General features: G+C 68.0%; 17 protein-coding genes. 12 read left to right on the forward strand and 5 right to left on the reverse strand.

Annotation, left to right across the window (positions count from 1 at the left end):
- Positions 1-60 precede the first annotated feature (60 nt).
- Positions 61-3,675: an indolepyruvate ferredoxin oxidoreductase family protein gene (locus AGI3411_RS20175; protein ID WP_129529116.1), complete on the forward strand. Its 3,615-nt coding sequence runs from the start codon at positions 61-63 to the stop codon at positions 3,673-3,675.
- A 260-nt stretch (positions 3,676-3,935) separates the two neighbouring features.
- Here AGI3411_RS20175 and glpK read toward each other — a convergent pair whose 3' ends face one another.
- Both glpK and AGI3411_RS20185 read right to left on the reverse strand, forming a co-directional pair.
- On the reverse strand, positions 3,936-5,462 hold the full coding sequence (gene glpK, locus AGI3411_RS20180) for a glycerol kinase GlpK (RefSeq protein WP_129529117.1): 1,527 nt from the start codon (positions 5,460-5,462) through the stop codon (positions 3,936-3,938).
- Positions 5,449-6,903, reverse strand: a complete 1,455-nt coding sequence (locus AGI3411_RS20185; protein WP_129529118.1) for a DHA2 family efflux MFS transporter permease subunit — start codon at positions 6,901-6,903, stop codon at positions 5,449-5,451. Before AGI3411_RS20185 ends, glpK begins: the two co-directional genes overlap by 14 nt.
- A gap of 98 nt (positions 6,904-7,001) precedes the next feature.
- On the opposite strand from AGI3411_RS20185, the gene AGI3411_RS20190 reads away from it, so the two are divergent.
- From AGI3411_RS20190 to AGI3411_RS20205, 4 genes are all read left to right on the forward strand, one after another.
- Positions 7,002-7,190, forward strand: coding sequence for a DUF3460 family protein (locus AGI3411_RS20190; RefSeq protein ID WP_129529119.1), 189 nt, complete (start codon positions 7,002-7,004; stop codon positions 7,188-7,190).
- Between the two features lie 16 nt (positions 7,191-7,206).
- The gene (locus tag AGI3411_RS20195; RefSeq protein WP_129529120.1) at positions 7,207-8,091 is read left to right on the forward strand and encodes a segregation and condensation protein A; all 885 of its coding nucleotides are present in this window, start codon (positions 7,207-7,209) and stop codon (positions 8,089-8,091) included.
- A gap of 43 nt (positions 8,092-8,134) precedes the next feature.
- Entirely contained in the window at positions 8,135-8,989 is an 855-nt protein-coding gene (panC, locus tag AGI3411_RS20200; protein WP_129529121.1) for a pantoate--beta-alanine ligase, read from the forward strand.
- A 113-nt stretch (positions 8,990-9,102) separates the two neighbouring features.
- Positions 9,103-9,456: a response regulator transcription factor gene (locus tag AGI3411_RS20205; RefSeq protein WP_129529122.1), complete on the forward strand. Its 354-nt coding sequence runs from the start codon at positions 9,103-9,105 to the stop codon at positions 9,454-9,456.
- A 141-nt stretch (positions 9,457-9,597) separates the two neighbouring features.
- Here the strand turns inward: AGI3411_RS20205 and AGI3411_RS20210 are convergent, their stop codons facing one another.
- On the reverse strand, positions 9,598-10,362 hold the full coding sequence (locus AGI3411_RS20210; protein WP_129529123.1) for a copper resistance protein NlpE N-terminal domain-containing protein: 765 nt from the start codon (positions 10,360-10,362) through the stop codon (positions 9,598-9,600).
- A gap of 202 nt (positions 10,363-10,564) precedes the next feature.
- On the opposite strand from AGI3411_RS20210, the gene AGI3411_RS20215 reads away from it, so the two are divergent.
- From AGI3411_RS20215 to AGI3411_RS20245, 7 genes are all read left to right on the forward strand, one after another.
- A complete protein-coding gene (locus AGI3411_RS20215; RefSeq protein ID WP_165359222.1) occupies positions 10,565-11,413 on the forward strand; it encodes a prepilin peptidase in 849 nt (282 codons plus the stop codon).
- 49 nt (positions 11,414-11,462) lie between these two features.
- Complete coding sequence (coaE, locus tag AGI3411_RS20220) at positions 11,463-12,116, forward strand: dephospho-CoA kinase (protein WP_129529125.1); 654 nt, start codon at positions 11,463-11,465, stop codon at positions 12,114-12,116.
- A 42-nt stretch (positions 12,117-12,158) separates the two neighbouring features.
- Positions 12,159-12,911 carry a cell division protein ZapD gene (zapD, locus tag AGI3411_RS20225; RefSeq protein ID WP_129529126.1) on the forward strand — a complete coding sequence of 251 codons (753 nt, stop codon included), beginning with the start codon at positions 12,159-12,161 and terminating at the stop codon, positions 12,909-12,911.
- Positions 12,912-13,121: 210 nt separating this feature from the next.
- Positions 13,122-14,396 carry an MdtA/MuxA family multidrug efflux RND transporter periplasmic adaptor subunit gene (locus AGI3411_RS20230; protein WP_129529127.1) on the forward strand — a complete coding sequence of 425 codons (1,275 nt, stop codon included), beginning with the start codon at positions 13,122-13,124 and terminating at the stop codon, positions 14,394-14,396.
- Between the two features lie 13 nt (positions 14,397-14,409).
- Entirely contained in the window at positions 14,410-17,508 is a 3,099-nt protein-coding gene (locus AGI3411_RS20235; RefSeq protein WP_129529128.1) for an MdtB/MuxB family multidrug efflux RND transporter permease subunit, read from the forward strand.
- Positions 17,505-20,618: a multidrug efflux RND transporter permease subunit gene (locus AGI3411_RS20240; protein ID WP_129529129.1), complete on the forward strand. Its 3,114-nt coding sequence runs from the start codon at positions 17,505-17,507 to the stop codon at positions 20,616-20,618. Before AGI3411_RS20235 ends, AGI3411_RS20240 begins: the two co-directional genes overlap by 4 nt.
- Entirely contained in the window at positions 20,615-22,153 is a 1,539-nt protein-coding gene (locus tag AGI3411_RS20245) for an efflux transporter outer membrane subunit (RefSeq protein WP_244240399.1), read from the forward strand. Before AGI3411_RS20240 ends, AGI3411_RS20245 begins: the two co-directional genes overlap by 4 nt.
- 22 nt (positions 22,154-22,175) lie before the next feature.
- Here the strand turns inward: AGI3411_RS20245 and AGI3411_RS20250 are convergent, their stop codons facing one another.
- Both AGI3411_RS20250 and AGI3411_RS20255 read right to left on the reverse strand, forming a co-directional pair.
- Positions 22,176-22,445: a hypothetical protein gene (locus AGI3411_RS20250; protein ID WP_129529130.1), complete on the reverse strand. Its 270-nt coding sequence runs from the start codon at positions 22,443-22,445 to the stop codon at positions 22,176-22,178.
- Between the two features lie 23 nt (positions 22,446-22,468).
- Entirely contained in the window at positions 22,469-23,242 is a 774-nt protein-coding gene (locus tag AGI3411_RS20255; RefSeq protein ID WP_129529131.1) for an SDR family oxidoreductase, read from the reverse strand.
- Positions 23,243-23,260: the final 18 nt, after the last annotated feature.

Below are 23,260 nucleotides of genomic sequence, written 5' to 3' on the forward strand. Positions count from 1 at the left end.
TGCGCTTGAAGTGGGTGTCGCGCGAAGCCGGCGGGGGTTCCAGGATCCCTCGGAGTAGACATGAACGCTCCTCTTACCCCTGCCTTGCGCGCGGCGCTCGAATCCGTCCAGCTGGACGACAAGTACACCCTGGAATCCGGGCGTGCCTGGATGAGCGGTATCCATGCCCTGGTCCGTCTGCCGATGATGCAGCGCGTGCGCGACCTGCAGGCCGGGCTGAATACGGCGGGCTTTGTGTCCGGCTACCGCGGCTCGCCGCTGGGCGGGGTCGACCAGAACATGTGGAAGGCGGCCAAGTACCTGAAGGCGCACCACGTCGAGTTCCAGCCCGGCATCAACGAAGACCTGGCCGCCACCGCGGTATGGGGGGCTCAGCAGGTCAACCTGTTCCCGGGCGCCAAGTACGACGGCGTGTTCGGCATGTGGTACGGCAAGGGGCCGGGCGTGGACCGCTGCGGCGACGTCTTCAAGCACGCCAACGCCGCCGGCACGTCGCGCCATGGCGGCGTGCTGGTCGTGGCGGGCGACGACCATCCGGCCAAGTCCTCGACCCTGCCGCACCAGAGCGACCACATCCTCAAGGCCTGCATGATCCCGGCGCTGTTTCCCTCCAGCGTCCAGGAGGTGCTGGACTACGGGCTGCACGGCTGGGCGATGAGCCGCTACGCGGGCGTCTGGGTGGGCATGAAGTGCATCACCGACATCGTCGAGGTGTCCGCCTCCGTGGACGTGGATCCTCACCGTGTGCAGATCCTGCTGCCCGACGACTTCCAGCTGCCGGCCGACGGCCTGAACATCCGGCTGCCGGACACGCCCCTGCAGCAGGAGGCCCGCCTGCTGGACTACAAGCTCTATGCCGCGCTGGCCTACGCCCGCGCCAACCAGCTCAACCGCGAACTGTGGGAGGTGCCGCAGCGCGACGCGCGCTTCGGCATCATGACGTCCGGCAAGGCCTACCTGGACACGCGCCAGGCGCTGTCCGACCTGGGCCTCTCCGAGGCCGTCTGCCGGCGCATTGGCGTGCGCCTGTTCAAGGTGGGGATGGTCTGGCCGCTGGAGTCCACCGGCACGCAGCGCTTCGCGGAGGGCCTGGACGAGATCCTGGTCGTCGAGGAAAAGCGCCAGGTGCTGGAATACCAGCTGAAGGAGGAACTGTTCAGCTGGATCGGCAGCGGCAAGAAGATCCCGCGTGTGGTCGGCAAGTTCGACGACAAGGACGGCGGCGAATGGTCGGTGCCCCAGGGCAACTGGCTGCTGCCGGCGCATTACGAGTTCTCGCCCGCCATGGTCGCGCGCGCGATCGCCGCGCGGCTCCTGCGCTTCGATCTGCCCGAGGACGTGCGCGCAGGCATCGAGGCGCGCCTGGCCTTCATTGGCGAGCGCGAACAGGCGCTGGCCCGTCCGCGCGTCGTCGAAGAGCGCAAGCCCTGGTTCTGTTCGGGCTGTCCGCACAACACCTCGACCCGCCTGCCGGAGGGCTCGCGGGGCATGGCGGGCATCGGCTGCCACTACATGGTCAGATGGATGGACCGCAGCACGGATGTCTTCACGCAGATGGGCGGCGAAGGCGTGCCCTGGGTGGGGCAGGCGCCGTTCACCGAGGAAAAGCACGTGTTCGCCAACCTGGGCGACGGCACCTATTTTCATTCGGGCCTGCTGGCGATCCGCGCGGCGGTGGCGGCCAAGGTGCCCATCACCTACAAGATCCTGTTCAACGACGCCGTGGCGATGACGGGCGGGCAGCCGGTGGATGGCCCGCTCAGCGTGCCGATGATCAGCCGCCAGATGGCGGCCGAGGGCATCGACAAGATCGTCGTCGTGACCGACGAGCCCGAGAAGTACAAGTCTATCGAAGGCTTGGCGCCGGGCGTGCCGGTGAAGCACCGCGACGAGCTGGACGCGGTGATGCGCGAGCTGCGTGAACATCCGGCGGTGTCGGTGCTGATCTATGACCAGACCTGCGCCACCGAGAAACGCCGCCGCCGCAAGCGCAACGCCTACCCGGACCCGGCGCGCCGCGTCGTCATCAACGAGCGCGTCTGTGAAGGCTGCGGCGATTGTTCACAGCAATCGCACTGCCTGTCGGTCGAACCCCTGGACACGGAGTTCGGCCGCAAGCGTGCCATCAATCAGTCCAGCTGCAACAAGGATTTTTCCTGTCTGAAGGGCTTCTGCCCCAGCTTCGTAACGGTGGAAGGCGGCAGGCTGAAGAAGCCGCAGGCCCTGGCGCAGGAGGGCGCCATCGACGAGGGCGTGCCGCATCCGGCCGCGGGCGGGCTGGAACGGCCGTACGGCGTGTTCATCGCCGGCGTGGGCGGCACGGGTGTCGTCACCATCGGCCAGCTGCTGGGCATGGCGGCGCACCTGGAAGGCAAGGGCTGTTCGGTGCTGGACATGGCGGGCCTGGCGCAAAAGGGCGGCGCGGTGTATTCGCACGTGGTGTTGGCGCAGACGCCAGACCATTTGATGAACACGCGGGTCGCCATGGGCGAGGCCGACCTGCTGCTGGCGGGCGATCTGGTCGTGGCCACCAGCATGGACGCCATGGCGCGGCTGCGGCCGGGCCGCACGCGGGTCCTGCTGAACAGCGATACCGCGCCCACCGCGGCGTTCGTCGCCAATCCCGATTGGACGCTGCCGGGCGCCAGCCTGACGGCGGACCTGCAGTCCGCCTGCGGCAAGGACAATCTCGACACTGTGGATGCGGCCGCCCTGGCCGTGGGCCTGCTGGGCGACGCGATCTACTCCAACCCGCTGATGATGGGGTACGCCTATCAGAAGGGCTGGATCCCTCTGACCCAGGATGCGCTGCTGCGCGCCATCGAACTCAACGGCCAGCAGGTGCCGAACAACATCGCGGCCTTTGCCTGGGGCCGCCGCGCGGCCCACGATCCGGCGGGAGTGAGCCGCCTGCTGGCCAACGGCGGCGCGTTGCCCGCGCATCCCGAAAGCATCATCGAGCTCAAGCGTCCGCGCGCGGCCAGCCCGGTGGTGGCCCTGAAGAAGCCCGCGGGCGAACTGGAGCAGCTGGTATCCGTGCGCAAGGCTTTCCTGACCGATTATCAGGACGCGGCCTACGCCAAGCAGTACGCCGACCTGGTGGACAAGGTGGCGCGCGCCGAGCGCGAGGCCACCGGCACGAACCGGCTGGCGCTGGCGGTGGCGCGCTATTACTTCAAGCTGATGGCCTACAAGGACGAGTACGAAGTGGCGAGGCTGTATTCGGACGGCGAGTTCATCAAGCGGGTGGGCGAGCAGTTCGAGGGTGACTGGAAGCTGCACTTCCACCTGGCGCCGCCGCTGTTTTCGCGGCGCGACAAGGCGGGCCACCTGATCAAGCGCAGCTACGGCCCGGGCATGTTGCGCGTCTTCCGCCTGCTGGCCAGGCTGCGCGGCTTGCGCGGGTCAAAGCTGGATGTTTTCGGCTACACGGCGGAGCGCCGCGCCGAACGGGAACTGATCCGCGAATACCGCGAGACGCTGACGGCGATCCTGTCCAAGCTGAACCGCGGGAACCTGGACCGCGCCGTGGCCCTGGCCTGCCTGCCGGAAGAGATCCGGGGCTACGGCCACGTGAAGGAAGCCGCGATGGAGAAGGCCGCGGCCCGCCGCGAAGAACTGCTGAAGGAATTCAGCGCGACGGTAGTGCCGATAGGAGGGGCGCGGGTGGCTTGAGGAGGGGGGGATGCCCAGTGTCTGGCACCCGCACGAGATGCTGGATGCCCAGTGTCTGACACCCGTACGAGATGCCGGCACGGATTGCAGAGGAGTCGCCGGGTGTCTGACACGCCCGGGGGGAACGCTCTTGCCCACAACCCGTGTCAGACACCCGGGAAGCGTTGCTTCAGCCTGTGGCGCCTTGCCGTAAGGTGTCGGACACTAACGGTTCGACAGCCGGTGTCAGGCACTGACAGCCCGGCAACCGCCGGCCCGGCTTACGTTCCGGTGCTGGCGGACCAGCCCTTGGATAGCTCAACGGCCTGCCGCCACCGCTTCATGCGGGCGTCGCGCACCGATTCGGGCCAGGTTGGCTCGAAGGTGCGTTCGGCCTGCCACTTCGAGGCGAACTCGTCCTGGCCGGACCAGAAGCCCACTGCCAGGCCGGCCAGGCCCGCAGCGCCCAGCGCGGTGGATTCGGGCACGCGCGGGCGCACGACCGGAACGCCCAGCAAGTCCGCCTGCATCTGCATCAGCAGGTCATTGCGGGCCGCGCCGCCGTCCACGCGCAGCTCGGTCAGCGCGATGCCGCTATCGGCGTTCATGCAGGTGAGCAGTTCGGCGCTTTGCAGGGCGATGGATTCGAGCGTGGCGCGGGCGATGTGCGCGCGCGTGGTGCCGCGGGTCAGGCCCACCAGGGTGCCGCGCGCGTAGGGGTCCCAGTGCGGCGCGCCCAGGCCGGCGAAGGCCGGAACCATGAACACGTCGTCCGTGCTGGACACGCTGGCGGCCAGGGACTCGATTTCCTCGGAGCGCTGGATGATGCCCAGGCCGTCGCGCAGCCACTGCACGGCCGCGCCCGCCACGAACACGCCGCCTTCCAGCATGTAGGTGGGCTTCCAGGCGCCGTTGCCGGGCTGCGGCAGGCCCCAGCCGACGGTGGACAACAGGTTGTTCTGCGATTGCACGGGTTTTTCGCCGACGTTCATCAGCATGAAGCAGCCGGTGCCGTAGGTGTTCTTGGCCATGCCGGGCGCGAAGCACGCCTGGCCGAAGGTGGCCGCCTGCTGGTCGCCCGCCACGCCCGCGATGGGGACGGCGCCGCCCAGCCATTCGGGCAGCGCCTCGCCCACCACCGCGCTGCTGGGCGCGATCGTGGGCAGCACGCCGCGGGGAATCTTGAGCAGCGCCAGGATCTCGTCGCTCCAGTCCTGGGTGTGCAGGTCGAACAGCATGGTGCGGGAGGCGTTGCTGGGGTCGGTGCTGTGCACCGCGCCGCCGGTCAATTGCCAGATCAGCCAGGTATCGACGGTGCCGAAGGCCAGTTCGCCGCGTTCCGCCATCTGGCGGGCGCCGGGCACGTGGTCCAGCAGCCAGGCGAGCTTGGTGCCGGAGAAATAGGCGTCCAGCACCAGGCCGGTGCGCGATTGCAGGAAGCCGGCGTGGCCGTCCTGGCGCAACTGGTCGCACATGGGGGCGGTGCGGCGGTCCTGCCAGACGACGGCGCGGGCCAGCGGGCGGCCGGTGGCGCGTTCCCAGATCAGTGTGGTTTCGCGCTGATTGGTGATGCCGATCGCGGCGATGTCGGCGGCAGTCGCGCCGGCGTTGCGCAGGGCTTCGCGGGCCACGTCCAACTGGCTGTTCCAGATTTCGCTGGCGTCGTGTTCGACCCAGCCCGGCCGGGGGTAGTGCTGGCGGAATTCACGCTGGCCGATGCCGCGCACGACGCCTTCCCGGTCGAATACGATGGCTCGGGAGCTGGTGGTTCCCTGGTCCAGGGCCAGGACAAATTCACTCGTCGTCACGTTGTTTTGCGCCGTTCAGGTGTGCCCCGGCCAGAGGATCGAGGCGTCCAAAGGAGAAGGTCGAAGCCATGCACAGCAGGCCGACGACGATGAAGCCGGCGACGACGTCCCGTATCGCCAGCGTCTCGGCGCCGCGCAAGGACATGCTGATGTTCAGCGTGACCGCGGCCACTCCCACGCCCAGGCTGATGCCGAGCTGCTGCGCCATGGCGGCGAAGCTGCTGGCGCGGCTCATCTTGGCCGGGGGAATGTCGGCATAGGTTAGCGTATTTACTCCGGTGAACTGCAGCGAGCGGAAAAAGCCGCCGATCAGGAGGATGACGATCATCAGCCAGACCGGCGTGGCGGGCGTGAAGGCGCCGCAGATCACGATGAACAAGCCGGCCAGCACGGCGTTCACGGTCAGGACGCGGCGGAAGCCGAAGTGCCGGACGATGGGGGTGGCGACGAATTTCATCAGCAGCGCGCCGGCGGCGCTGGCGAACGTGATCAGCCCCGCGGAAAAGGGCGATAGGCCGAAGCCCACCTGCAGCAGCATGGCCAGCAGGAAAGGCGTGGCCCCCACGGCGAAGCGGCACAGGTTGCCGCCGAGCGTGGCGATGGCGAAGGTGGGGATCCGCATCAGGGACAGGTCGATGATCGGGTGCTCGGCGCGCCGGGCGTGCCAGCCGTACAGGAAGCCGCAGACGGTGCCCGTGGCGATCAGCCCCAGCAGCATGGGCAGCGGCATCACGTCGCGGCCGATGGCTTCGAAGCCGCTCACCAGCGCCGCCAGGCAGATGGCGCTAAGCAGAAAGCCCGGCCAGTCCAGGCTGGGGGTGCCTTCCTCGCGGATTTCCGCCACGTAACGCAGCACCAGGAAGATGCCCAGGACGCCGATAGGGATATTGATCAGGAAGATCCAGTGCCACGACATGTAGGTGACCATGAAGCCGCCCAGGGGCGGCCCGATCACCGGACCCAGCAGGGCAGGAATGGACAGAAAGGACATGGCTTTCAGCAGGTCCTGCTTGGGCACGGTGCGCAACAGGATGATTCGCCCCACCGGCACCATCATCGCGCCCGCCATCCCCTGCACGATGCGGGCCGCGACCAGCTGCTGCAGGTCCTGGGACAGGGCGCAGGCCACGGAACTCAGGGTGAACAGGCCGATGGCGGCCACGAATACGCGCCGGGCGCCGTAGCGGTCGGCCGCCCAGCCGCTGACGGGCACGAAGACGGCCACGGACAGCAGGTAGGAGGTAATGGCCACGTTCAGGCGGACCGGGGTGGATCCCAGGGCCCGGGCCATCGCGGGCAGTGCGGTGGCGACCACCGTGGCGTCCAGCATCTGCATGAACAGGGCACAGCCGACGATGAAGGGGATCATGCGCGCCGCGCGCATCGCTTCCGTGGAGGGTGATGGAGCGGGATTGGCTGCTGCTGCGGATTCTGCGGACATGGCGGGAGGCGGCGTTGGGTGCCGCGAGATTGTAACGCCGGGGGGAGGGCCGTCGTGAAGTAAACTCCCCTCATCCGAAACCCATTGAAATTGGTGTCATGGCAACCAACTACGAATCCGAGATCACCCTTTTCCTGAAAGACTTCAAAAAGTCGCACCCTGGCGCCGAAGAGCGCCAGCGCGAAGGGCGCGCGCGCCTTTGGGACAAGCCGCAGGATCCGGAACTGCTGGAAGGCTTCCGCGCGGCCCGCGTGCCGCAAAAGCCGTACGTGTACCAGGCCGACTGAGCCCATTGCGGCAACCATGGCCCAAAACTTCCCGGGCGACGCCCTGGCCGCGCTAGTGGAACCGCCTGTCGACAGCACGCCTGACACGATCGACAGCGTGGCGTTCGCTCGCCTCTACGGCGAGCCGCTGTTCCAGATGCCGACCGACCTGTACATCCCGCCGGATGCGCTGGAGGTCTTCCTGGAGGCGTTCGAGGGGCCGCTGGACCTGCTGCTCTACCTGATCCGCAAGCAGAACTTCAACGTGCTGGACATCCCCATGGCGGATGTCACGCGGCAGTACTTGTCGTACGTGGAGCAGATTCGCATCCACAACCTGGAGCTGGCCGCCGAGTACCTGCTGATGGCGGCGATGCTCATCGAGATCAAGTCGCGCATGCTGTTGCCGGTCAAGAAGACCGACACCGGCGAGGAACCCGAAGACCCCCGCGCCGAACTGGTGCGCCGCCTGCTCGAGTACGAACAGATGAAGCTGGCGGCACAGAAGCTGGACGCGATGCCGCAGCTGGGCCGCGACTTCGTCAGCAGCCAGGCGGTGGCCGACCTGAGCGTGGAGCGCATGCTGCCGGAAGTCAGCGTAGACGACCTGCGCGCGGCCTGGGCCGACATCATGAAGCGGGCCAAGCTGAACCAGCACCATCACATCACGCGCGAACAGCTGTCCGTTCGCGACCACATGACGCACATCCTGCGGCGCCTGAACGACGTGCGCTTCATGGAATTCGGCGACCTGTTCATGGAACGCGTCCGCGAAGGCGCGCCCGCGGCGGTGGTCGTCGTGCATTTCATCGCCATGCTGGAACTGGCCCGCGAATCCCTCCTCGAAATCACGCAGGCGGAGCCCTACGCGCCCATCTACGTCCGTTTGGCGTATACCAGCGTGGCGGCCGTCGCGGCCTGACCTGACCGGGCCTAGAAATGGCGCCCTTCCCCGGAGAGTCCCCTTGAAAGTCGTACACACCATCCAGGAATTGCGCGATCACCTGCGCGGGCAGAACCGCGTGTCGTTTGTGCCCACCATGGGCAACCTGCACGAAGGCCACCTGGCGCTCATGAAGCTGGCGCGCCAGCATGGCGATCCGGTGGTGGCCAGCATTTTCGTGAACCGGCTGCAGTTCGGTCCCAACGAGGACTTCGACCAGTACCCCCGCACCCTGGCGGCCGATATCGAGAAGCTCGAACGGGAACGCGACGTCTACGTGCTGTTCGCGCCGAACGAGCGCGAGATGTACCCCGAACCGCAGAACTTCCGCGTGCAGCCGCCCGACGACCTGGGCGATATTCTCGAGGGCGAGTTCCGCCCCGGCTTCTTCGAAGGCGTCAGCACCGTCGTGCTGAAGCTGTTCTCCTGCGTGCAGCCGCGCGTGGCCGTGTTCGGCAAGAAGGACTACCAGCAGCTGATGGTGGTGCGCAACATGTGCCGCCAGTTCCAGCTGCCCGTGGACGTGCTGGCGCACGAAACCGTGCGCGCCGAGGACGGCCTGGCGCTGTCTTCCCGCAACCGCTACCTGAGCGACGCCGACCGCGCCGAGGCGCCCGCGCTGTATGCCGCGCTGCAACAGCTGGGCCAGCGTCTGGCGCAGGGCGAACGCGATGCCGCCGCGCTGGAACGCGAAGCAGTCGAACGCCTGAACCAGCGCGGCTGGCAGGTGGACTACGTGGCCTTGCGCCGCCAGCGCGACCTGAAACGCCCCGAGGCCGCCGACCTGCAGGCCGGCGAACCGCTGGTGGTGCTGGCCGCCGCCAAGCTGGGCAGCACCCGCCTGATCGACAACCTGGAGCTGGCCTACACGGCCTGACGCCGCGCCAGGAGAGGGCATTTATGTCCTCCCCTGGCAGAATTGCCAGCTTTCGGCGGAAAGCGCGGCGGGGCAGACTCAATGCAATCCTACATTGCAAGAGAGCCCGCCCCATGCAAATTCCCCGTCCCGACCTGGAAGCGGTCCTGTCTTCCCTGACGCCCCGCGAACGGCAGATCGTCGCCTACGTGGCGGCCGGCAGCCCCAACAAGGTCATCGCCATCGACCTGGGCATTTCGCTGCGCACCGTCGAAGCCCACCGCGCCCGCATCTTCTCCAAGCTCCACGCCCGCAACGCCATGCAGTTGGCCTGCAGGCTGTGCGCGCATGGGCGTTCGGGCGCATCGCCCGTGCCGGGCATGGGCTGCCTGGACGGCAGCTCGCCCGTTCCGGCGCCCACGCTGCATGAACGGCCGCCGCCCGGCTATGGCCAATCGCAGGCAGAGCCGCCTGGCGGCAAGCCATGACACCCGTCCACGGGCCGCGGGCGCGGCACACAAGCCGCAGCCGCGCGCTCAAAAACATCGGGCCTGGCGAACGCGGCGTTCACCAGGCCCGGGGGCCGAGGCGTCGTGTTTGCTGCGGCGTTCAGCGGCCGCAATCAGGGGTTACGGGCACTTCGGCGTGTTTGCCTTGGCCAGTTCGTCGATCGGGTCCAGATCCGGCTGGCGAGTCAGGTTGTAGTTCAGGTTGGGCGTCTGGCCGCCGATGGACCGCACGCGCAGCACGTTGTTGGCGGCCACCAGGAATTCCACGCGGACATTGCCCTGGCCGTCCATCAGGATGACGCGCGGCGGGCGCTCGTCGGTGGCGTCCCAGCAACCCTGCTCGGCAACCGGCGGGCCTTTCTTGGGATCGTCTTCCAGGTAGGCCGTGCGGCCGCGCCAGCGGCCGTTCGGCGCCAGCGTCAGTGTTACGCGCTGCGCCGTGCATTGCATGGCGGGCGAGAAACACGGCAGCGTGCCCATATACGTTTGCGGTTGCGGCACCAGGCTGTGCGCGGCGGCGTTGGGCGCCGGCGCCGGTGCGGCGGCCGCGCTGGCGCTGCCGCCACCACTGGTGTCTTCGGGCACGGCCTGCCCGTCTTCGGTGGTTTGCGCGCCGGCGGCTGCCTGTTGCTGCTGGTTCTGCGGCTTGCGGGCGTCGGGCTTGAGCGCGATCTGCACTTGCGACGGCGCCCGGATGACGCTGCGGTAGCCGGCGCCCGAACCCTGGTATTGCGCGTCGGTCACGGTGCTTTCCACGGGCGGGTCGTAATAGCCTTCCGTTTTCTGCTGGGCGCAGCCGGCCGCGCCCAATGCGGTGCCCGCCAGCAGCAGCCCCATGACGCTGAGTTTGCGGGAGCGGGTAACGATGTCGACGCGCGCGGCCATGGCAGCTTATCCGTGAATTGAGTCTGTCTCCGATTTTACGCACTTATGCGAAGATTCGATACGTTCCCTTAGCCGCTCTTTGACGTAGTCCGCACTTTATGCACAATTTACGACACAGCCGCCGGCGGCCCGTCCATCATTGCGTTTCCGGCCGCGAGGATGCTGCCGCGGCGCGCCCGCACAGCCTTCGCGGATGATGGCGATGCGGCATGTTTTCGATTTGCCCCTGGGCCTGTTCATCGGCCTGGCGGCGTTGGCGGGCCTGGCGGCCGGCAACTGGCTGACGACCCTGACTCACCGGCTGCCGCGCATGATGGAGCGGGAGTGGCAGGCGCAATGCCAGGAGGCGGCCGGCAAGGCGCGGCCCGCGAACCGCTACGGCCTGTTGTCGCCGGCTTCGCATTGCCCGGCATGCGAAGCGCCCGTGTCCGGCTGGCGGCGCCTGCCGGTGCTGGGCTGGCTGTTGCTGCGAGGCCGCTGCGCCGCCTGCGGGACGCCGATAGGTTGGCGCTACCCCGCCATCGAGCTGCTGAGCTGCGTGCTGTTCGCCGCTTGTGCCTGGCGCTTCGGCGCCACGCCCCTCGCCCTGTGCGCCATGGGGTTGTCCGCCACGCTGGTGGCCCTGGCCTGGATCGACTTCGAATCGACGCTGCTGCCCGACGCGCTGACACAGCCGCTGCTCTGGGCGGGCCTGCTCGTCAATTTTTCCGACGCCTTCGCCAGCGTGCAGATGGCGGTGGCCGGCGCGGTGGCGGGCTATGTCTTCCTGTGGGTTATCTTTCATGTATTCCGCCTGCTGACCGGGCGCGAGGGCATGGGCTACGGCGACTTCAAACTGCTGGCGGCCCTGGGCGCGTGGTTCGGCATCGAGGCCTTGCCGGTGCTGCTGCTGAGCGCTTCGCTGCTGGGCGTGCTGATCGGCGGCCTGCTGACGCTCAGCGGGCGGGCCAGCCGCGGTCAGCCGCTGCCTTTCGGTCCCTACCTGGCGCTTGCGGGCATCGTGACGCTGCTGGCGGGAGGCCAGCAGGGGCTCTGGGAATGGTTAGGCTAGCGCGGCCGGCAGGTGCGCGCATGCCATCGCGAAACACAGGATGGTCGGTATGTTCAAGATCGGGCTGACGGGCGGTATCGGATCGGGCAAGACCCGCGTGGCGGACATGCTCGCGGAGTGGGGCGCCACGCTCGTCGATACCGACGAGATCGCGCGCATGCTGACCGCCGCGAACGGCGCAGCCATGCCGGCCATCGAGCGCGAATTCGGTCCGCGGGCGCTGACGCCCGACGGCGCGCTGGACCGCGCATGGATGCGCGAGCAGGCCTTCTCGGACCCGCAGGTGCGCTTGCGGCTGGAGGCCGTGCTGCACCCCGTCATCGGGCAAGAGACCGAACGCCAGGCCAATGCCGCTGCGGGGGCGTATCTGGTCTTCGTCGTGCCGTTGCTGGTGGAGTCCCTGCCGCGCTGGCGTCCTCGCCTGGACCGCATTTGCGTGGTGGATTGCGACCCCGACACGCAGATCGCCAGAGTGCGGTCGCGCAGCGGGCTGACGGAGGCCGCCATCCGGCGTATCATGGCGGCACAGGCTGCGCGGGCAAGCCGACTGGAAGCCGCCGACGACGTCATCATCAACGACGGCGCGACCTCACCGGAACAATTGCGCGCGCAGGCGAAGACCCTGCATGACCGCTGGCTGACGCTGGCGAGCACGACGGGCCGGCAAGCCCAAGCCCAAGGCCAGGCCGGCACCCCTGATTAACATTGGCCAGCCGGCCAACCACAGATGGGCCTGTAAAAAAGCGTGATTGTTTACGAATATCCCTTCAATGAGCGCATCCGCGCTTATCTGCGGCTGGAATTCCTGTTCGACAGGTTGTTCTTCTTTGCCCGCGAGGGGGACTCACGCCAACACCAGGTCGCCGTCAGCTCCCTGTTCGATCTGCTCGACGCCTGCGAGCGCACCGACGTCAAGGGCGCGCTCCTGCAGGACCTCGAACGCCAGCGCCTGGCGCTGGTCGGCCTGCGCGATCATCCCGGCGTGGCCCAGGATGCGCTGGAAGCGATGCTGCGCGAAATGGAAAAGGTTGCCAGCGCGCTGGCGGCGCCGGGCAAGACCGGCCAATCCCTGCGCGAAAACGAATGGCTGACCAGCCTGCGCGGGCGTCTGTCCATGCCGGGCAGCGCCACGCAGGTCGACATGCCTTCGTACTTCGCCTGGCAGAACAAATCCGAGGCCGCCCGCTGCGCGGACCTGCAATCCTGGGTGGCGCCGTTCATTCCCCTTTACGACGGCCTGACCCTGGCGCTGCGCCTGCTGCGCGAGTCCGGCCGCAAGACCGACATCCTGGCGGAACAGGGCGCCTACCAGCAGATGCTGGGCGGCAAACAGTTCCAGCTGTTGCGGGTGTGGCTGGACCCCACCCACGGCGTATTTCCCGAGATCAGCGCCAATAAGTACATGATCTGGATACGTTTTTCTACACAGGACGGCGAATTCAAGCCCCAGCAGGTCGCGCGCGACGTGGCCTTTCAGATGACGCTCTGCAATTCGTAGGACGGGGCCGGGCGGGTGTTCCGGTTGCAGGAACCCGGCCGGCGGCGCACGTAGTCCGTCCCTCGGCGGCGGGCTAGCCGCCCTGGTCCCGGGCGGCGGGATTCCGGCCTGATTCCTGTTGCGGCGGGTTTCAACCGCGGGCCGCGATGCTGGAAACCGGGATGGTCTAGTAGACAATACGGCTTTCCCCGCCAGCGCCAGAACCGTTCCATGTCTGAAAGCCGTCCTGTCTCTTCTCCCGCCCGCCGGACCCGCCGCCGCCTTGTTGGGCTGGCGGTGCTGTTGCTTGTCGCGGCGGGCATTGCCTGGCTGGTCCTGCGGCCCTCGGCCAAGCCGGGCGGCGCCGGCGGACCGGGCGGGCGCCTCGGCGGCCGGCCGCCAGCGGGGGCCATGGCGAGCCTGGCGGTGCCGGTGCGCATCGCCACCGCCACCAAGCAGGACATCGACATCTACCTGAAATCGCTGGGCACGGTTACCGCGTACAACACGGTGACCGTCCGCAGCCGGGTCAGCGGCGAACTGGTGGAGATCGCTTTCCAGGAAGGCCAGCGCGTGAAGGCGGGCGACCTGCTGGCGCAGGTGGATCCCCGCGCCTTCCAGGTTGCGTTGGACCAGGCGCGCGGCACGCAGATGCAGAACCTGGCCCAGCTGGAGAACGCGCGCCGCGACCTGCAACGCTACCAGGCCCTGTTCAAGCAGGATTCGATCGCAAAGCAGCAGGTCGATACGCAGGCTGCGCTGGTGCGCCAGTACGAGGGCACCGTCAAGAGCGATCAGGCCAATGTGGATAACGCCCGCCTGCAGCTGGACTACGCGCGCATCACGGCCCCCATCAGCGGCCGCCTGGGCTTGCGCCAGGTGGACCGGGGCAACCTGGTGTCCAGCTCGGACACCAACGGGCTGGTGGTGATCACCCAGACCCAGCCGATTTCCGTGGTGTTCACGCTGCCCGAGACCCAGCTGCCCGAAGTGCGCGCCGAGATCGCCGCGGGCAAGACGCTGACTGTGGACGCCTACGACCGGGCCGATACCCAGCGCATCGCCACGGGCCAGCTGGAAACGCTGGACAACCAGATCGATGTGACGACCGGCACCCTGAAGCTGAAAGCCCGCTTCGACAACGCGGACGATGCGCTCTTCCCGAACCAGTTCGTCAACGTGCGCCTGCACGTGCTGACCCGCAAGGACGTCACCGCCATCCCCACGGCCGCCATCCAGCAAGGATCGGCGGGCGCCTTCGTGTTCCTGGTGCAGGCGGACGATACGGTCCAGGTGCGCCAGGTGAAACTGGGTGCGATCAACAACGGCATGGTGGCGGTCAACGAAGGCCTGCAGCCCGGCGACCGGGTGGTCGTCGAAGGCACCGACCGCCTGCGCGCGGGCGCCAAGGTGGATGTGGTGGGCAGCTCAGGCGTGATCCCGGCCACCCGCGACAAGACGCTGGGCGCCGGCGCCCCGGCCGGCACCACGCCGCCCTCGAAGTAAGCAAGAGAACGCCGTGAGCCCGTCGCGCCTGTTCATTCTGCGTCCGGTGGCCACCACCCTGTCCATGGTGGCCATCCTGATCGCCGGCTTCATCGCCTACCGGCTGCTGCCCGTTTCGGCGCTGCCGGAAGTGGACTATCCGACGATCCAGGTGGTGACGCTGTACCCCGGCGCCAGCCCCGACGTCATGACCTCGCTGGTCACGTCGCCGCTGGAGCGGCAGTTCGGGCAGATGCCGGGCCTGAACCAGATGTCGTCCACCAGTTCGGGCGGCGCCTCGGTCATTACGATGCAGTTCAACCTCAGCCTGCCGCTGGACGTGGCCGAGCAGCAGGTGCAGGCGGCTATCAACGCCGCCTCGAACCTGCTGCCCAGCGACCTGCCGGTGCCGCCCACCTACAACAAGGTGAACCCGGCGGACGCGGCGGTGCTGACGCTGGCGATCACCTCGCCCACCATGCCCTTGCCGCAGGTGCGCGACCTGGTGGATACGCGGGTGGCGCAGAAGCTGTCGCAGATTCCCGGAGTGGGACTGGTCAGCGTGGCGGGCGGGCAGCGGCCGGCGGTGCGCGTGCAGGTGAATCCGCAGGCGCTGGCGGCCAACGGCCTGTCCCTGTCGGACCTGCGCACCGCCATCGTCGGCGCCAACGTGAACCAGCCCAAGGGCAACCTGGACGGCCCGCAGCGCTCCACCACCATCAACGCCAACGATCAGCTCAAGACGCCCACCGACTACAACGACCTGATCATCGCGTACAAGAACAATGCCCCGCTGCGCCTGTCCGACGTGGCGCGCGCGGTAGAGGGCGCCGAAGATGTCCGGCAGGCGGCCTGGGCCGGCGACAAGCCCGCCATCCTGCTCAACATCCAGCGCCAGCCCGGCGCCAATGTCATCGATGTGGTCAACCGGATCCAGGCGCTGCTGCCGCAGTTGCGCGCCGCCTTGCCGGCCACCCTGGACGTGAGCGTGGTGTCCGACCGCACGCAGACCATCCGGGATTCGGTCGCCGACGTGCAGTTCGAAATGCTGCTGGCCGTGGCGCTGGTGGTCATGGTGACCTTCGTGTTCCTGCGCAGCCTCACCGCCACGCTGATTCCCAGCGTGGTCGTGCCGCTGTCGCTGGTGGGCACGTTCGGCATCATGTATCTGGCGGGCTTCTCCATCAATAACCTGACCCTGATGGCGCTGACGATCGCCACCGGCTTCGTGGTGGACGACGCCATCGTCATGATCGAGAACATCGCCCGCCACATCGAAGAGGGCGAAACGCCATTACAGGCGGCGCTCAAGGGCGCCGCGCAGATCGGTTTCACCCTGATCTCGCTGACGTTTTCGCTGATCGCCGTGCTGATCCCGCTGCTTTTCATGACGGAGGTGGTGGGGCGGCTGTTCCGCGAATTCGCGATCACGCTGGCGGTGTCCATCCTGATCTCGCTGGTAGTGTCGCTGACGCTTACGCCCATGATGTGCGCGCGCCTGCTCCACGCGGAGTCCGAGCAGAAGCATGGGCGCTTCCACCAGGCCACCGGCGCCTTCATCGACCGCGTCATCGCAGGCTACGACCGCTGGCTGCAGGTCGTGCTGCGCCATCAGACGCTGACGCTGCTGGTGGCGCTGGCCACGTTTGCCCTGACGGCGCTGCTGTATCTGGCGATACCCAAGGGATTCTTCCCGCAGCAGGACACCGGCCTGATCCAGGCCATTACCCAGGCGCCGCAATCCATTTCGTTCAAGGCGATGGCCGAGCGCCAGCAGGAGGCCGCGCGCCTGGTGCTGGAAGATCCCGATGTACAGGCCGTTTCCTCGTTCATCGGGGTGGACGGCAGCAACGCCACGCTCAGCGCGGGGCGCCTGCAGATTGCGCTGAAGCCGCAGGCCGAGCGCAACGGCGATCTGCGTACCGTGATGGCGCGCCTGGACGAGGCCCTGGCCAGGCAGGACGGCCTGACGGTCTACATGCAGCCGGTACAGGACCTGACCATCGAAGACCGCGTGAGCCGCACGCAGTACCAGATGACGCTGTCCAACCCCGACCTGAAAGTGCTGAGCGAATGGACGCCCAGGCTCGTGGATCGCCTGCGCCAGGTGCCGGGGCTGAAGGACGTGACGGACGACCTGCAGGACGACGGCCTGCAGACCTGGGTGGAGATCGACCGCGACGCGGCCTCGCGGTTGGGCATCACGGCGGCGGTGATCGACGAGGCGCTCTACAACGCCTTCGGCCAGCGCCTCATCTCCACCATCTTCACGCAGTCCAACCAGTACCGCGTGGTGCTGGAGGTGCAGCCGCAGTTCCAGATGACGCCGGCCTCGCTGGGGCAGATCCACGTGCCCACCTCGACGGGCGGCCAGGTGCCGCTGTCGTCCGTGGCGCACATCAGCGAGGGCAGGACCGTGCTGGCCGTGAACCGGCTGGACCAGTTCCCCATGGTGACCGTGTCCTTCAACCTGGCTCCGGGCGCCTCGCTGTCCGGCGCGGTCGAGGCCATCACCGCGGCCGAGGCCGAGATCGGCCTGCCCGCTGGCGTCGAGACGCGCTTCCAGGGCGCGGCGCTGGCGTTCCAGAACTCGCTGTCCAGCACGCTGTGGCTGATCCTGGCGGCCGTGGTCACGATGTACATCGTGCTGGGCGTGCTGTACGAAAGCTATATCCACCCGATCACCATCCTGTCGACCTTGCCGTCGGCCGGGGTCGGCGCGCTGCTCGCGCTGTTGATCAGCGGCACCGAGCTCGACATGATCGGCATCATCGGGATCATCCTGCTGATCGGCATCGTGAAGAAGAACGCCATCATGATGATCGACTTCGCGCTGGACGCGGAGCGCAAACGCGGCCTGAGTCCGCGCGCGGCCATCCATGAGGCGGCGCTGCTGCGTTTCCGCCCGATCCTGATGACCACGCTGGCCGCGCTGTTCGGCGCGTTACCGCTGATGCTGTCGACCGGCACGGGCGCCGAACTGCGCCAGCCGCTGGGCCTGGTGATGGTGGGTGGGCTGCTGCTGTCGCAGGTGCTCACGCTGTTTACCACGCCGGTCATCTACCTGATGTTCGACCGTATGTCGCGCCGCTGGCGCGCCGCGCGCACTGCCTCGGCGGAGGATGCGTCATGATCCTGTCGGCACCCTTCATCGTCCGGCCGGTGGCGACGACGCTACTGAGCCTGGCGGTTGTGCTGGCAGGCATGCTGTCTTTCTTTCTGCTGCCCGTGGCGCCGCTGCCGCAGGTGGATATTCCGACCATCTCGGTTTCGGCCAGCCTGCCCGGCGCCAGCCCGGAGACCATGGCGTCCAGCGTGGCCACGCCGCTGGAACGGTCGCTGGGCAGCATCGCCGGCGTGACCGAGATGACCTCGAACAGCTCGCAGGGGTCCACCCGCATCACGCTGCAGTTCGACCTTTCCCGCGATATCAACGGCGCCGCCCGCGACGTGCAGGCGGCGATCAACGCGGCGCGCTCGTTGCTGCCTTCCGGGCTGCGCAGTAACCCCACGTATCACAAGTCCAATCCGTCGGACGCGCCCATCATGACGCTGGCGCTGACGTCCGACACGCTCAGCCAGGGCCAGCTCTACGACATCGCTTCCACCATCGTGGCGCAGAAATTGTCGCAGGTGGACGGCGTGGGCGAGGTGACGGTGGGCGGCAGCTCGCTGCCGGCCGTGCGCGTCACCGTGCTGCCCGGCGCCCTGGCCAACCGCGGCGTATCGCTGGACGAGTTGCGCGCGACCCTGGCCAACGCCAACGCCAACCGCCCCAAGGGCGTGCTGGAGAACGACCGCTACCACTGGCAGATCATGGTCAGCGACCAGCTCAGCCGCGCCGAGCAATACCGGCCGCTGATCGTCGCCTGGCGCGACGGCGCGCCCGTGCGGGTGTCGGACGTCGCCAAGGTGGAGGATTCGGTCGAGGACCTGTACCAGACCGGTTTCTTCAACGACCGCAAGGCCATCCTGATGATCGTGCGGCGCCAGGCCGACGCCAACATCATCGAGGCGGTGGACGCGGTGCGCGCGCAGCTGCCGGTCCTGCAGGCCCTGATGCCGGCGGACGTGAACATGACCGTGGCGCAAGACCGCACGCCCAGCATCCGGGCGTCGCTGCACGAGGCGGAGCTGACGCTGATCATTGCGGTGGGCCTGGTGGTGCTGGTGGTGCTGCTGTTCCTGCGGCGCTGGCGCGCGGCCATCATTCCCAGCGTGGCGGTGCCGGTGTCGCTTATCGGCACCTTCTGCATCATGTACCTGTGCGGCTTCACGCTGAACACCATTTCGCTGATGGCGCTGATCGTGGCCACGGGCTTCGTGGTGGACGATGCGATCGTGGTGCTCGAAAACATCATGCGCCACGTCGAACGCGGCATGTCGCCCATGCGGGCGGCGCTGCGCGGTTCGCGCGAGGTAGGCTTCACGGTGCTGTCGATGAGCCTGTCGCTGGTGGCGGTGTTCATCCCGATTCTGTTGATGGGCGGCGTGGTCGGCCGCTTGTTCCGCGAGTTCGCCGTGACCCTGTCGGCCGCGATCCTCGTGTCGCTGGTGGTATCGCTGACCCTGACGCCGATGATGTGCGCGCGCCTGTTGCGCAACGAGCCCGAGGAAGCGCGGCCGCCCGGCGGGCTGGCGCGCTGGTCCGAACGCGGCTTCGAAGCGATGCTGGGCGGCTACCGCCGTTCGCTGCGCTGGGCGCTGGAGCACGGCCGCCTGATGATGCTGACGCTGGCGATCGCGGTGGGGCTTAACGTCTACCTGTACACGGTGGTACCCAAGGGCTTCTTCCCGCAGCAGGATACGGGCCAGCTGCTGGGGTTCTTCCGCGTGGACCAGGGCACATCGTTCCAGGCCACCGTGCCCAAGCTGGACGCGCTGCGCAAGGTGGTGCTGGCGGATCCGGCGGTGCAGAGCATGACCGGCTACGCCGGCGGGCGCGGCGGCAGCAACAGCAGTTTCATGCAGATCCAGCTCAAGCCCCTGGAAGTGCGCAAGGTGTCGGCGGACGTGGTCATCAACCGGCTGCGCGGCAAGCTGCAGAACATGCCGGGCGCGCGCATGTTCCTGGTGTCGCAGCAGGACATCCGGATCGGCGGACGCCAGAGCCAGGGGTCGTACGACTACACGCTGATGTCGGGCGACCTGCAATTGTTGCGCACCTGGATGCCGAAGGTGCAGCAGGCCATGGCGAAGATCCCCGAGATCACGGACGTGGATACCGACGTCGAGGACAAGGGCCGCCAGATCGACCTGGTGATCGACCGCGAGGCCGCGACCCGGCTGGGCGTGAGTATGTCTACCATTTCCACCGTGCTGAACAATTCGTTCAGCCAGCGCCAGGTGTCGGTGATGTACGGGCCGCTCAACCAGTATCACGTGGTGCTGGGCGTGGACCCGAAGTTCGCGCAGGACATCGAATCGCTGCGCCAGGTCGAGGTGATCACGGCGGCGGGCGCGCGCGTGCCGCTGTCTGCGTTCACGCGCCTGGAAAACGCGAACGCGCCGCTTAGCGTGCAGCACCAGGGTCTGTTCGTGGCCGACACGGTGTCGTTCAGCCTGGCGCCCGGTGTGTCGTTGGGCCAGGCCACCAGCGCCATCGACGCCGCCGTGGCGCGTATCGGCCTGCCTTCGGACCAGATTCAGGCGGGCTTCCAGGGCACGGCGGCGGCTCTGCAGCAGACCCTGGCGCAGCAGCCCTGGCTGATCCTGGCGGCGCTGGTCACCATGTACATCGTGCTGGGCATCCTGTACGAGAGCTTCGTGCATCCGTTGACCATCCTGTCCACCCTGCCGTCGGCGGGCCTGGGCGCGCTGCTGGCGTTGATGCTGGTGCGCTACGACTTCACGCTGATCGCGCTGATCGGGGTCTTCCTGCTGATCGGCATCGTCAAGAAGAACGCCATCATGATGGTGGACTTCGCGCTGGAGGCCGAGCGGGGCCAGGGCATGAGCCCGCGCGACGCCATTTTCCAGGCGTGCGTGACGCGTTTCCGCCCGATCATGATGACGACCATGGCCGCGATCTTCGGCGCGCTGCCGCTGGTGCTGGCCACCGGCGCGGGCGTCGAGATGCGCCAGCCGTTAGGCATTACCATCGTGGGCGGCCTGGTCCTGAGCCAGATCCTCACGCTGTACACCACGCCCGTGGTCTATCTTTACTTGGACCGTTTCCGCCTGTGGGCCGCGCGCGGGCGCGCCCGCAGGAACGGATCCGCCGCTTCCATAGAACAATCATGATGCGCAACGCCAAGTTTTCCTCGAACGCCTTTCTTCCTCGCGGCATCGCCGTGGCGGCGCTGTGCGCGCTGCTGGGCGCCTGCGCCGTCGGCCCCGACTACCAGCGTCCAGCGTTGGACGTGGGCGCCGCCTACAAAGAAGGGCAGGGCGAGGTAGAGGGCTGGAAACCCGCCCGGCCGCGCGACGAGGCCGATCGCGGCGAGTGGTGGCGGGTCTATGACGACGCCACGCTGGACGGCTTGGTGGCGCGCCTGAACGCCTCGAACCAGACCATCGCGCAGGCCGAGGCCAACTACCGGCAGGCATTGGGGCTGGTGCGCGGCGCGCGCGCCGGCTTCTTTCCCGTGGTGGGCGCGGGCGCGGGCATGACCCGCTCGGGCAGCGGCAACGGGCAGAGCGGCTCGTCTTCGTCGTCCGGCAGCAATGTGTCGAACCAGTATTCGCTGACGGGCAGCGTCACCTGGGAGGTCGACCTGTGGGGCCGCGTGCGCCGCAGCGTCGAATCCTCGGAGGCCAGCGCCGCGGCCAGCCTGGCCGACCTGGGCGCCACGCGCCTGAGCGCGCAGGCCGCGCTGGTGCAGTCCTATCTGCAATTGCGGGTGCTGGACGAACAGAAGCGTCTGCTGGACGCCACGGTGGCGGCATATGAAAAATCCCTGCAGCTGACGCAGAACCGCTATGCGGTGGGCGTGGCGGGCCAGGCCGACGTGGCCGTGGCGCGCACGCAGCTGGAAAGCACGCGCGCGCAATCCATCGACCTGGACTGGCAGCGCGGGCAGCTCGAACATGCCATCGCCGTGCTCATGGGCCAGGCGCCGTCCCAGTTCAGCCTGCCGCCCGCAGTGTTCGCGCTGCGCCTGCCGCAGATTCCGGTGGGCCTGCCGTCCGAGCTGCTCGAGCGCCGCCCCGACGTGGCGGCCGCGGAACGCCGTGCGGCGGCCGCCAATGCGCAGATCGGCGTGGCGCAGGCCGCTTGGTTTCCGAGCCTGATACTGTCGGCCGACGGCGGATTCCGCAATGGCCAGTTCGCCGAACTGCTCACCGCGCCGGCCCGCTTCTGGTCGCTGGGCCCGGCACTGGCGATGACGATATTCGACGGCGGCGCGCGCGAGGCCCAGGTCGAACAGGCCCGCGCATCCTACGACGCGCAGGCCGCCGCATACCGCCAGGCGGCGCTGACCGGGCTGCGCGAAGTCGAGGACTACCTGATCCAGCTGCGGGTCATGGAAAACGAACAGATCGTGCAGCGCCGCGCGCTCGAGTCGGCGCGCGAATCGCTGCGGCTGATCCAGAACCAGTACAAGGCGGGCCTCGTCGATTATCTGAGCGTGGCCGTCGTGGACGCCACGGCGCTCAGCAGCGAGCGCAATGCGCTGAGCCTGCTGGGCAATCGCCTGACGGCCAGCGTAAATCTGATCGTGGCGCTGGGCGGAGGCTGGGATCCCCAGGCTCCCGCGATGCAGGCCCAGGCGCCGGTCCAGACCCGGATCGACACCAAGGCCCCGGAAGGGGGCGCGCCGCCGGCGCAGCCTTGAGCGGGGCCGCGCCGGCGGCTGTTCAGGCGCGAGGCGCGAACGCGATCAGCAGGCCCGCCACGGCCGCCGGCACGCCGAAGACCAGCAGCAGGATGGGCAGCTCCTCGCGCAGCGTATAGCCGGCGCGGACCACGCCCACCCACAGGTTGGCCACTGATACCAGCAACCAGGCGGGGATGAACAGCTTGGCCGCGAGCGCCACGGCCGGCAGGCTGCCGCCCCATAGCCGGCCGAACAGGGCGAAGACCGCCAGCAGCAGCAGGCCTGCCAAGAGGGTGAGCAGTACGTGCATGCCTTTTCTCCGGAACGGGGCGCCTACTTGGTGGTGTAGCCGCCGTTGATCAGGACCGTCTGGCCGGTGATCCACCAGCCGTCGGACACCAGGAAGCGGATGAAGGGAACCACGTCCTCGATGTCGGTCAGGCCGGTCTTGGAAAACGGCGACAGCGCGGCCGCGGTCTTGTGGTACGCGACGGCGTCGGCGCCTTCGGCCGGATAGAAAAAGGGCGTGTCCATGGGGCCGGGCCCCACCGCCGTCACGGAAATGCCGCGGGCGCCGAACTCCTTGGACGCGGCGCGGGTGTAGTGCTCGACCGGCGCCTTGGTGCCGGCGTAGGCCGCGTAGAACGGTGTGTAGGCGCCCAGCAGCGAGGTCACCAGCGTGCAGATCTTGCCATTGTCGTTGACGTGGCGGCCCGCCTCGCGCAGGAAGAAGAACGCGGACTTGGCGTTCACGGCCGCCATCTCGTCGTACTCCGCCTCGGTGATTTCGGTGAAGGGCTTCTTGAGCACCTTGCCGACGGTATTGATCGCGATGTCGGGCCTGCCCACCGCGGCGACCGCGTCGGCGAAAAGCCGTTCCATCGCGCCCGCCGTGCTCAGGTCGGCCTGCAGCGCCACCGCCTGCGCGCCCGCGGCCTGGACGGCGGCCACCGTGGCGTCCGCGTCGTCCCGGCTGCCGGGGCTGTTGTAGTGGATCGCCACCGCCTTGGCGCCTTGCTGCGCGAGGTCTCGCGCAATCAGGCCGCCCAGGTTCTTCGCGCCGCCCGCGATGATGACGGTTTTGCCTTTGATGCCATGGTCTGCCATGTTCGTCTCCGCTGTCCG

This window comes from Achromobacter agilis (assembly GCF_900496965.1).
Lineage (GTDB): Bacteria > Pseudomonadota > Gammaproteobacteria > Burkholderiales > Burkholderiaceae_B > Achromobacter > Achromobacter agilis.